The sequence below is a fragment of the Thermotoga sp. 38H-to genome, assembly GCF_011057665.1.
Classification (GTDB): domain Bacteria; phylum Thermotogota; class Thermotogae; order Thermotogales; family Thermotogaceae; genus Thermotoga.
This window is the reverse complement of the sequence record NZ_LNFZ01000002.1, coordinates 66,113-77,223: the sequence shown is the minus strand read 5'-3', so window position 1 is coordinate 77,223 and position 11,111 is coordinate 66,113. Positions and strand designations below refer to the sequence as shown.

The 11,111-nt window shown below is 44.0% G+C and carries 12 protein-coding genes; all 12 read left to right on the top strand.

Going from position 1 to position 11,111, the window contains the following annotated elements:
• The 12 genes from AS158_RS04410 to AS158_RS04360 are packed head-to-tail and all read left to right on the top strand — an operon-like array spanning position 1 to position 11,099.
• The gene (locus AS158_RS04410) at positions 1-555 is read left to right on the top strand and encodes a DUF4894 domain-containing protein (protein WP_038054035.1); all 555 of its coding nucleotides are present in this window, start codon (positions 1-3) and stop codon (positions 553-555) included.
• A 1-nt stretch (position 556) separates the two neighbouring features.
• The gene (locus AS158_RS04405; protein ID WP_038054034.1) at positions 557-1,807 is read left to right on the top strand and encodes a cell division protein FtsA; all 1,251 of its coding nucleotides are present in this window, start codon (positions 557-559) and stop codon (positions 1,805-1,807) included.
• 16 nt (positions 1,808-1,823) lie between these two features.
• Positions 1,824-2,879, top strand: coding sequence for a cell division protein FtsZ (ftsZ, locus tag AS158_RS04400; RefSeq protein WP_038054032.1), 1,056 nt, complete (start codon positions 1,824-1,826; stop codon positions 2,877-2,879).
• Entirely contained in the window at positions 2,879-4,585 is a 1,707-nt protein-coding gene (locus AS158_RS04395) for a GspE/PulE family protein (RefSeq protein ID WP_038054025.1), read from the top strand. The genes ftsZ and AS158_RS04395 overlap by 1 nt, the downstream gene beginning before the upstream one ends.
• A complete protein-coding gene (locus AS158_RS04390) occupies positions 4,582-5,787 on the top strand; it encodes a COG1361 S-layer family protein (RefSeq protein WP_038054024.1) in 1,206 nt (401 codons plus the stop codon). The genes AS158_RS04395 and AS158_RS04390 overlap by 4 nt, the downstream gene beginning before the upstream one ends.
• Positions 5,788-5,826: 39 nt before the next feature.
• Positions 5,827-6,864 (top strand): FtsW/RodA/SpoVE family cell cycle protein, encoded by a 1,038-nt coding sequence (locus AS158_RS04385; RefSeq protein WP_277601179.1) that lies wholly within the window; start codon positions 5,827-5,829, stop codon positions 6,862-6,864.
• Between the two features lie 48 nt (positions 6,865-6,912).
• Positions 6,913-7,395: a hypothetical protein gene (locus tag AS158_RS04380; protein ID WP_241241249.1), complete on the top strand. Its 483-nt coding sequence runs from the start codon at positions 6,913-6,915 to the stop codon at positions 7,393-7,395.
• Positions 7,379-7,549, top strand: coding sequence for a hypothetical protein (locus AS158_RS09305; protein WP_241241248.1), 171 nt, complete (start codon positions 7,379-7,381; stop codon positions 7,547-7,549). Before AS158_RS04380 ends, AS158_RS09305 begins: the two co-directional genes overlap by 17 nt.
• A gap of 16 nt (positions 7,550-7,565) precedes the next feature.
• Entirely contained in the window at positions 7,566-8,936 is a 1,371-nt protein-coding gene (locus AS158_RS04375; protein WP_165304565.1) for a PEGA domain-containing protein, read from the top strand.
• A 38-nt stretch (positions 8,937-8,974) separates the two neighbouring features.
• Complete coding sequence (locus AS158_RS04370; protein WP_038054016.1) at positions 8,975-9,736, top strand: response regulator; 762 nt, start codon at positions 8,975-8,977, stop codon at positions 9,734-9,736.
• Positions 9,733-10,647, top strand: a complete 915-nt coding sequence (ftcD, locus tag AS158_RS04365; protein WP_165304564.1) for a glutamate formimidoyltransferase — start codon at positions 9,733-9,735, stop codon at positions 10,645-10,647. The genes AS158_RS04370 and ftcD overlap by 4 nt, the downstream gene beginning before the upstream one ends.
• The gene (locus AS158_RS04360) at positions 10,644-11,099 is read left to right on the top strand and encodes a 23S rRNA (pseudouridine(1915)-N(3))-methyltransferase RlmH (RefSeq protein WP_165304563.1); all 456 of its coding nucleotides are present in this window, start codon (positions 10,644-10,646) and stop codon (positions 11,097-11,099) included. The genes ftcD and AS158_RS04360 overlap by 4 nt, the downstream gene beginning before the upstream one ends.
• The last annotated feature ends 12 nt before the right edge of the window (positions 11,100-11,111 follow it).

Sequence of the window (11,111 nt, the reverse complement as noted above, 5' to 3'; positions counted from 1 at the left end):
ATGAGATCCTTGAGAGTTCTCCTCATCACGATGATTGTTCTTTACACTCTGTTCTTTGTGGATTTCACTTTTCAGAATCGCAGAGAACGCGTGAGGGTCCCGGAAAGAGTGTATTCATATTTGATAGAAAATTTTAACATTTCTCCAAAAAGTATTATAATAGATTCGAAAAAGACCGTAGGAATAGTTTTCTATGAAGGGAATTACTATCTGTGTGCTGAAGATGGAAGTTTGGTGGTTTCACTGTCGAAGAAGGAGTTGTTTAAATTCTATCCACTATTTTTAGAAGTCAGGCTTGAAGGGCTTCGACTTTCAAAGAGAGACAGTGAGATTCTGGATATATTGATTCCTGTTCTGAGAAGTTCTATGGTATCTGCTGTTTTTTTTGAGTCAAAAGAGATCGTTTTGTTGAAGGGGGCCATAATTGTTTTTGAAGAGTGGAAGGATCTTGTTGAAAATTTCCAAATAATAATGGAGCAATTTGAGAAATTGAAGGCAAAGGAAAAGTATTTTCTGACAGAAGATGGAAGATTGATGTGGATAAGGGGTGATTGACTTGTCACGCACCGTCTATTATACCTCGATCGATATAGGTTCAAGATACATAAAGGGACTCGTTCTTGGAAAACGCGATCAGGAATGGGAGACACTTGCCTTTTCGAGTGTGAAATCGAGAGGGCTGGATGAGGGTGAAATAAAAGACGCTATCGCTTTCAAAGAATCTGTGAACACCTTGCTCAAGGAGCTCGAAGAGCAGCTGCAAAAATCTCTGAGAAGTGATTTTGTAATATCTTTCAGTAGTGTGAGCTTTGAACGAGAAGATACCGTGATTGAAAGAGACTTTGGTGAGGAGAAACGATCCATCACTCTGGATATCTTAAGTGAGATGCAATCGGAAGCCCTTGAAAGGTTGAAAGAAAATGGGAAGACTCCTCTCCACATATTTTCGAAAAGATATCTCTTGGATGGTGAAAGGATCGTTTTCAACCCCCTCGATATGAAGGCTTCAAAAATAACCATCGAGTACACCTCCATTGTCGTACCTTTGAAAGTTTATGAGATGTTCTACAATTTCTTGCAGGATACCGTTAAAAGCCCATTTCAGTTGAAGTCTTCTCTTGTTTCAACTGCCGAAGGAGTTCTCACCACGCCCGAGAAAGATCGGGGTGTAGTGGTCGTGAATCTGGGTTACAACTTCACCGGGTTGATAGCGTACAAAAACGGTGTTCCCATAAAGATATCCTACGTCCCCGTGGGGATGAAACATGTTATAAAAGATGTTTCCGCTGTCCTTGACACCTCTTTTGAAGAGTCGGAAAGACTCATTATAACACATGGAAATGCTGTTTACAGCGATTTGAAAGAGGAGGAAATCCAGTACAGAGGACTCGACGGAAACACCATAAAAACGACCACTGCGAAAAAACTTTCTGTCATTATACACGCACGTCTCAGAGAGATAATGAGCAAATCCAAGAAATTTTTCAGGGAAGTTGAAGCGAAGATAATAGAGGAAGGGGAAATAGGGATACCTGGTGGTGTGGTTCTCACTGGGGGAGGGGCCAAAATTCCACGAATAAACGAACTGGCCACAGAGGTGTTTAAATCTCCGGTGAGAACAGGTTGTTACGCAAATTCCGACAGACCGTCCATTATCAACGCGGATGAAGTTGCCAGTGATCCTTCCTTTGCTGCGGCGTTTGGAAATGTTTTTGCCGTCTCAGAGAATCCTTACGAGGAAACTCCAGTAAAAAACGAAAATCCGTTGAAGAGAATCTTCAGGCTCTTCAAAGAATTGATGGAGTGAACGGGAGGTTAAAAGTATGGGATTTGACCTTGATGTTGAGAAAAAAAGGGAAAATAGAAACATCCCCCAGGCGAACAATTTGAAAATAAAAGTCATAGGAGTCGGCGGTGCCGGAAACAATGCCATAAACAGGATGATAGAGATTGGGATACACGGTGTCGAATTTGTTGCGGTGAACACCGATCTTCAGGTACTGGAAGCTTCCAATGCTGATGTGAAGATTCAGATCGGTGAGAACATCACACGGGGCCTTGGTGCGGGAGGACGCCCCGATATAGGAGAGCAGGCCGCTCTCGAGAGCGAGGAAAAAATCAAAGAAGTGCTCCAAGACACCCACATGGTCTTTATAACTGCAGGGTTTGGTGGGGGAACAGGAACAGGAGCTTCTCCCGTCATAGCAAGGATTGCCAAGGAAATGGGAATTTTGACAGTGGCCATAGTGACAACTCCCTTCTATTTCGAAGGCCCGGAAAGGCTCAGAAAAGCGATAGAGGGGCTCAAAAAACTTCGAAAACATGTGGATACTCTCATAAAGATATCCAACAACAAACTCATGGAAGAACTGCCGAGGGATGTCAAGATAAAAGATGCTTTTCTGAAGGCCGACGAGACTCTTCATCAAGGAGTAAAGGGAATCTCGGAACTGATAACGAAGAGGGGTTACATAAATCTCGACTTTGCAGACATAGAATCGGTGATGAAAGATGCCGGTGCGGCGATCCTTGGTATAGGTGTCGGAAAGGGTGAACACAGAGCAAGAGAAGCCGCAAAGAAAGCCATGGAGAGCAAGTTGATAGAGCATCCTGTGGAAAACGCGAGTTCTATCGTGTTCAATATAACTGCGCCCAGTAACATCAGAATGGAGGAAGTACACGAGGCAGCCATGATCATAAGGCAGAACAGCAGTGAGGATGCGGATGTTAAATTCGGCCTCATCTTCGACGATGAGATACCCGATGACGAAATACGTGTAATCTTCATAGCTACGAGATTTCCAGATGAAGAAAAGATCCTCTTCCCAGAGGGCGACATACCGGCCATTTACAGATACGGCCTGGAGGGGCTTCTCTGATGCTGAGAAGATACAGAAAGCTGGGAGAAATTCTTGTGGAGAAAGGGTTCATAACCAGAGAAGAGTTAGAGAGGGCTCTTGAAATTCAAAAAGAGGAAAAGAAGCCACTCGGGGAAGTTTTAATTGAGACTGGGTACATCACGGAAGATCAACTGCTGGAGGCTTTGAGTGAGCAGTACGGGGTTCCAATCTTGAAAGAATTGCCAAAAAACATACCACTCAACGTGGTGGGTTCTATTCCAAAGAACATTATCGAATCTTTGCACATCATTCCTATAGAAAAGAAGGAAGACGGAACTCTCGTGGTGGTGACGGATAACGGGACGAACATTCCGAGGATCAAACAGGAAATTCGTTTTCTCACGGGAAAAAATCCGGAGATTTATCTTGTAACGAGTAGAGATTTTTCAGTTCTATACCAAACCTACGTGCTCGGTGTACCACTCGAACTTTTCGAAGAACCCTACGTTGCCATAGAAGAAACAGCGGATCAGGTTGAAGAAGAGGAAGAGACAGGAGAAGAAAGAGAAATAGAAGAAGCTCCCATCGTCCGACTCGTCAACAACATCATAAACCGTGCCATAGAGATGGGAGCGAGTGATATCCACATAGAACCGATGAAGAGAACCGTGAGAGTGAGATTCAGAGTAGATGGCGTTTTGAGAAAGGTTCTTGAGTATCAAAAACTTCAACACAACTCCGTTGTGGCACGCATCAAGATTATGAGCAGCCTTGATGTGTCGGAAAGAAGGCTCCCGCAGGACGGAAAGTTTTACACGATAAAAGGTGGAGAGCAGTACGACTTTCGTGTATCAACCATGCCTTCCACCTTCGGAGAGAAAGTCGTGCTGAGAATATTGAAGGTATCCGATGCGAACAGACGTCTTGAGGAACTCGGGTACAGTGAATACAACTTGAAACGAATACTATCATTACTTGAAAAACCATACGGTATCATCCTGGTCACCGGACCAACAGGAAGTGGAAAATCTACCACACTTGTTGCCATGATAAATTATTTGAGGAATGAGAGTGTAAACATAGTAACAGCTGAGGATCCGGTGGAATACACCATCGAAGGGGTTACTCAGTGTCAGGTTTTCCCGGAAATAGGTCTCACGTTTGCTCGGTACTTGAGAGCTTTCCTCAGACAGGACCCCGACATCATCATGGTGGGAGAAATTCGAGACAGAGAGACCGCACAACTTGCGGTGGAAGCCTCTCTTACAGGTCACCTGGTTTTGAGTACACTTCACACCAACACCGCCGCCGGTGCTGTTTCAAGGCTCATAGAAATGGGAATAGACCCTCACCTTCTTGGAGCCTCTCTCATCGGAGTCATAGGTCAAAGGCTGGTTAGAAAACTCTGTAATGAGTGTAAAGTGCCCGGGGAAATCCGGGATGAACAGATGAAAGCCCATTTCGAACGATTCTTTGGAAAGGTTCCGGATCAAATTTACTATCCTTCAGAAGAGGGATGTCCTGCCTGTAGGGGAATGAGATACAGAGGAAGAATGGCTATAGGAGAAGTTTTAATTGTGGACGAAGAGTTGAGAGAACTGATCTCTTCCAGAGTGAGTGAAACAGAGATTGCAAAGCTCGCTGTGAAAAAAGGTATGCGCACTATGTTCCAGGATGCCCTCGAGAAAGTCCTTCTCGGGCAGACGAGTATCGAAGAAGTTTTCAGGGTGACCACACCACTATGAGGTATTTTTCTAAGAGCCCTGAAGAGTGGCAAAAAAGAGACGAAGAAAGAGAAAGAGAGTTCAGAAACAGAAAAGACAGAATTCGCCGCAGGGCGAATTTTATTCTTGTTGTGAATCTTGTGATAGTAGTTTTCCTGATGTTTTTCACAAAAGCGTTTTTTTCTAACAAACCGGAAGGTGTGATCGGTCCCTTCCAGCTGGTGATAGAAACAGAGGAGTCCTACCTTCCAAGTGATCTTCTCGATGTGCGGGTGAAAGTGTTCAACAGAGAGAGAAAAAAAGAGAATCTTGTGCTGGAAGACTTCGTATTTTCCATCAAAAGAGGAAATGACACAGTGTACGGATTTCATTTTCCACAGCGTGTGGAAAAAGAGATGGAAGCTTTTGAAAGTGTACTGGTCTTTGATCTCCTGAGGGAGGAAGAGCTGTCAAATCTGCCTGGAGGAAATTACACGATCACAGTTTCTGTCAAGTTGAATGGCCAGAGGGTGGTTATCAGTAAGAGTGTTTCGGTGATTGAAAAATGGCAAATCGAGGTTGAAGGCCTGAAGGATTTTTATTTCCCTTACGAAGATGCGCATTTTTCCGTCTATTTGGAAAACATAAGTTCGAAGAGTCGAAAAATTCACGTGGAGTCGATCAGCCTTATTATCCTTAAGGGGAACGAGACTGTCTTTGAAAGAGATATTCCAATAGAAAAAGACTTCATGGTAAATCCAATGATGGTCGAGCAGATCCACGAAGTGAGCTTTTCCGTCCCAAAAGAATCTGGAGATTACATCGTTGAATTGAAATTGAAGACAAAAGATGGTTTGATAGAAAGCTCGATACCTCTTTTCGTGACGCAGGAGGATCAGAAAAATTTGGAGGGACTCACTCTCGTCATCGAAGGGAAAAGGTTCACGGGATCGGGTGAAAGATACGATTTCTCTGTGAAACTTCTGAATGAAGAAAGGAAACGGAAGTATATAATTTTGAGAAACATCATGATCGTTTTGACACACAAAGAACCTGTGTTTTCGTATGCCTATCCCGAAGAATACAGGATGACGATAGATGGATACTCTTCGAGAGAGATTTTTAAAACGACCAGTTACGATATCATAAAACTCGAAACTCCCGGAACTTACAAACTCATCGTTGTGATAGAAAGTGAAGAAGACAGGCTGATGAAGGAAATGGAGATAGTCGTTTCAGAGTGAGGTGAGACCATACCACACGAAAACAAAAGAATAGATTGGATCGTAGTTGTTCTTGTGGCTGTCTTAATGTTGTTCGGGCTTACCACTTTGAGAAGCGCAACTTATGGGGAAAACGAGCAACTCTTCACAAGGCAGATTGTGTGGGATGTAGCCGGTTTCTCGTTGATGTTTCTGATTTTGTTCATCAAAGACAGAACGATTAGAAATTTTTCGATCATTCTCTACGTTTTCTCCATCGTTTTACTGGTAGTTCTCCTTGTAAAGGGGACACCCATCGGTGGTTCAAAGAGATGGTTCAGAATCATGGGATTCAGTTTCCAGCCTTCAGATTTTGCAAAGCTTTCTCTCATCGTTCTGCTCCCTTACCTTCTGGAGAAGAAGTGGTTCTGGAGAAGTCTTTTCCTCACGGTTGTCCCCGCTGTTCTCATATTTCTTGAACCTGATCTTGGCACCACGCTTTCCGTGGGATTGATCTGGTTGTTTGCGGTTCTGGCCTCGAATGTGAATAAGAAGCCCCTTGTGATTCTGTTGATATTTGTCCTTGTGTTTATCCCTGTTTTCTTTTTCTTTGGGTTGAAGGACTATCAAAGAGCAAGGATACTCTCTTTTCTCAACCCGGAAGAGTACGGTGAGAGTTACTCTTACAACGTCCTGCAGTCGATTCACGCGATTGGAGCCGGTGGACTCTTTGGAACGGGATACATGAAAGGGAAGGCGAACCTCATGGGGTACGTTCCCGTTTCGTACACGGATTTCATCGTATCAGTGATCGGTGAGGAGTTTGGATTCATCGGGATAGTCTTTTTGCTTTCACTCTTTGGTCTTCTGTTCTTCGAGGTTTCTCGATGGATCCTGAATGTGAAGGATGAATACTGGGAGATACTGATGGTTTCTGCGTGTGGATTGATATGGTTTCACGTCTTCGAAAACGTCTCAATGAACTTTGGACTCCTTCCAGTCACAGGTGTTCCTCTTCCCTTTATCAGCTATGGAGGAACCTCCACACTTGTGTTTTCCATTTTCATAGGACTCATTCTCAAGGGAATTGCACTGGCAAGAGTGGAAAAGAAACTCTGAGAACTCTCTTCTTTACTTGAAGGTCTAAGATTCGAGGGGGTGAGGAAAATGAAGAAAATGAAGAGATTTTTTCCTTTTCTGGGGTTGATTTTTCTGATTTTGACAGCCTGTCTGCCTCCATTTGAAGAAAGACACGAGTTCATAGTCGAGGTGGTTGGAGATAATTACCTTGGAAATGTGAGGGATTGGTATCAACCATCCTACGGTGATTATCTTGTTCAGGAACACCCTGTGATTGTACTCCACTATCCAGCTAAAAGTAATGCTCGCAATGAAAGAGCAGCATTTTATCAAAACAACAACGACTTCGTTGCCGCAGCCGGTGAGATCGTTAATGTGGAAAATCTTAAGAGCGATTTGGATTCGATCTGGAGCAGTTACTATCCAATTTACGACGTGGATGTTTGGTGGCAGGCAGATCAGGGAGAGTGGCAGGCGAAGGTCAAAGATTTGACGAAGGATGTTAAAATCACGAAATTTTTTGTGGTAACCTTCAACAAACGTGATAATCACTGTGAATATAAAAGATGAGAACGAAATATACCTCGATAACAGTGGAGTTTATCACCTTGGACCTATGAGTGGTGTTGACGGTTTTGCCGCTTTTGTTCAGGAAAATCCGAGCAGATTAACCTTAGAATCAAACACAGAGATCCTCGGTGCGGAAGTCAGATGGATAAAATAATGAGGAGGTGTAACTCATGAGGAAATGGGTATTTCTTCTTCTGATTTTTGTCTCAATGATAGCTTTCTCCTTCGAGGCAAAGAGTATCATCATAGTACCCGAAAAACCTTACTTCACGGTGGATGTGTGGCTCAACAAACCGGAAGGCTCCGTTTATGAAGTTGGAGAGAGGATGGAGATCTTCGTCAAATCTTCCAAAGATGCCTACATACTCGTCTACGACATCAACGCACAGGGTAAAGTGACTCTCATCTTCCCGAACAAATATGAAAGCGACAACTTCGTCAGGGCGAATGAGATAAAAAAGATCCCTTCGAAATCAACCTACTCTCTCAGAGTTTCACCGCCGTATGGAAAAGAGTACATTCAGGTGATCGCGAGCGCACGGCCGATACCGATTTTCAACCAGCTGAAAGAGCTCGGAACTGTCCATACCTTCCCGACGCTATCTAACAATGTTGAAGAGTACGTTCAAAACAAGTTGAAACCTCTCCTCAGTGGTGAGTGGGCCTCCGATCTCACTTATTTCTATGTGGGAAGGGCTCCCGCTTTTGGAACGCTGATCGTTGACTCGACCCCTCCTGGAATGACAGTCTATATCGACGGTTCTTACAAGGGGAAGACACCGGTCACGGTGTCGGTGGACGAAGGAACACACTACGTGACGGTGTATTTCGAGAACTATACGTTCTACAAGGAAGTCTATGTGGAAAGAGACAAGACGGTAAAGGTGACAGCCACCCTGCCTCTCGCCCAGCTCTCTCTCAGTTCAAGCCCGAGCGGTGCGAGTGTCTATCTGAACGGAGTCTATCAGGGAAAGACTCCTCTGACGCTGAACCTTTCTCCCGGAAATTACACTGTCACGTTCAGAAAAGAGGGATACCGCGAAGAAACCCGGAACATAACGCTCAGTGCGGGAGAAACCAGATCCGTGTACGTCGCACTGAAACCATCGCAGTCTTCTTTGAAACTGAGAACAGATCCTTCTGGGGTCGACGTCTATATCAACGGAAGATACGTGGGAACGACCGATCAGAACGGTTTGAATCTCATCCTCGATCCTGAAACGTACGAGATAAAACTGGAAAAAGAAGGATACGAAACAGATCGCTTCACGGTGAATCTTGCTCCAGGAGAAGAAAAAGAGATTTTCAGAAGACTGGAGAAGAGAGTAATCTTCTCAGAGGTTAGAATAGAGACTGATCCATCTAGAGCCGCAATATACCTGAACGGGTACTACCACGGTGAAACCCCCATCACTCTATATGTCCAGGTAGGAACCTACGAGATCACGATCGTGAAACCCGGCTACAGGACGATCGTAAAAACCATCACTTTTGATGATGAAGAGGAATACTTCAAATTCATCATGAACAAAATAGAGTGATCGATGTTAAAATTAGTGATAATAAGGAGGAGTTCACGGTGACTCCAACGGTTATGGTAGTGGATGAATCCAGAATCACCTTTCTTGCTGTCAAAAATGCCCTTGAAAAAGACGGTTTCAATGTGATCTGGGCAAGGAATGAGCAGGAAGCGTTCACGCTCCTTCGTCGTGAAAAGATCGATCTCGTATTTGTAGATATGTTCGAAGGTGAAGAGAGCCTGAACCTGATAAGAAGAATACGTGAGGAATTTCCCAACACAAAGATTGCGGTTCTGAGTGCATACGTTGACAAAGATCTCATTATTAATTCGGTGAGAGCGGGTGCGGTTGACTACATTCTCAAACCCTTCAAGCTTGATTATCTCTTGGAAAGAGTCAAAAAAATCATTTCTTCCGCACCTAGACTTACTGTTTCTCTCAGAAAAAACATCGAGGATCTTGAGATCACTTTTAAATTCGAAGATATTGTGAGAAAAGAAATAAAACGTTCCAACAGGACGGGTTCTCGCTTCTGCGTCATGTACGTTAAGTTCGAAGATATCATGAGAGATTATGAGGCTATTGGGAAGTTTTTCAGAGAAACGGATTACATATTTCCCATCTCTGCCAGCGAATACCTGTTTGTACTGACCCTGACGGGGAAACACGGAATAGAGGCCGTTACAAAGAGAATGAAAGAGAAACTTTCCGAACGTTTCAGCTACGCGTACGTATGTTACCCGGACGATGGTAAAACCTATGAGGAAATCATTTTAACTCTGAAAGATAGAATGGTGAAACCGAGGGGGAATGAGAATTGAAACTGATAGAATCGGTGCCAAACTTCAGCGAAGGGAGAAGAAAGGAAGTAGTTGAAAAGATTGTCGCGGAGGCGAAAAAATACGACAGGGTATGGGTTCTCGACTGGTCAATGGATGCGGACCACAACAGATCGGTGGTCACACTCGTGGGAGAACCGGAGAACCTCATAAACGCTCTCTTCGATATGACGAAAAAGGCAGCCGAACTCATCGATCTGAGAAATCACACGGGTCAACATCCCAGAATGGGTGCAGCGGATGTCATTCCTCTTGTACCCCTCTACAACATGACCATGGAAGAGTGTGTGGAGTATTCGAAAATACTCGGGCGCAGGATAGGAGAAGAACTGGGAATCCCCGTGTATCTCTACGAGAAATCTGCCACACGACCTGAAAGACAAAATCTTGCAGATATCAGAAGGGGAGAGTTTGAAGGTTTTTTCGAGAAGATAAAAGATCCTCTATGGAAGCCAGATTTTGGTCCCGACCGCGTACATCCCACAGCGGGCGTAACAGCAGTTGGTGCACGAGAGTTTCTCATAGCTTTTAACGTGAACCTCGGAACACGAGATGTGAAAATAGCCGAAAAAATAGCCAGGGCAATCAGGTTCTCCAGCGGAGGACTTAGATACGTCAAAGCGATAGGCGTTGATTTGAAAGGAAAGGGAGTTGTCCAGGTCTCTATTAACATAACAGATCACAAAAAAACACCTCTCTATCGAGTTTTCGAACTCATAAAGATGGAAGCCGAAAGATACGGAGTACCGGTTCTGGGATCGGAGATAGTAGGACTTTTCCCGCTCGAATCTTTGTTGAAGACGGTTTCTTACTACCTGAGAACGGACCTCAACGCTAAAAAGGTCATAGAATCCAGTCTTCTGGAAATACTCGTTAGAGAGAGTGAGAAATGAGAGTAAGAATAGCAGTGATCGGAAAGCTGGACGGTTTTATCAGAGAAGGGATAGGGCACTACGAAAAGTTCTTGAGACGATTTTGCAGGCTGGAAGTTCTCGAAATAAAGCGAATCCACAGAGGAAGCATCGAAGAAATCGTCAGGAAAGAAACGGAAGATCTGGCAAACAGGATTCTTCCTGGAAGTTCTGTAGTGGTCATGGACAGGAAAGGTGAAGAAGTCTCTTCAGAAGAGTTCTCTGATTTTCTCAAAGATTTGGAAATGAGAGGAAAGGATATAACTATCCTGATAGGTGGGCCTTACGGGTTGAGTGAGGAAATTTTCGCGAAGGCCCACCGTGTTTTTTCATTATCGAAGATGACCTTTACACATGGAATGACCGTTTTGATAGTACTGGAGCAGATATTCAGAGCGTTTAAAATAATCCATGGTGAAAACTATCACTATTGATGGAGGTGGAAC

Coding starts and splice junctions, on each gene's coding strand:
- ftsZ (WP_038054032.1), top strand. CDS start 1,824: ATGGGATTTGACCTTGATGTTGAGAAAAAAAGGGAAAATAGAAACATC.
- AS158_RS04375 (WP_165304565.1), top strand. CDS start 7,566: ATGAGGAAATGGGTATTTCTTCTTCTGATTTTTGTCTCAATGATAGCT.
- AS158_RS04380 (WP_241241249.1), top strand. CDS start 6,913: ATGAAGAAAATGAAGAGATTTTTTCCTTTTCTGGGGTTGATTTTTCTG.
- AS158_RS04390 (WP_038054024.1), top strand. CDS start 4,582: ATGAGGTATTTTTCTAAGAGCCCTGAAGAGTGGCAAAAAAGAGACGAA.
- AS158_RS04395 (WP_038054025.1), top strand. CDS start 2,879: ATGCTGAGAAGATACAGAAAGCTGGGAGAAATTCTTGTGGAGAAAGGG.
- AS158_RS04360 (WP_165304563.1), top strand. CDS start 10,644: ATGAGAGTAAGAATAGCAGTGATCGGAAAGCTGGACGGTTTTATCAGA.
- AS158_RS04410 (WP_038054035.1), top strand. CDS start 1: ATGAGATCCTTGAGAGTTCTCCTCATCACGATGATTGTTCTTTACACT.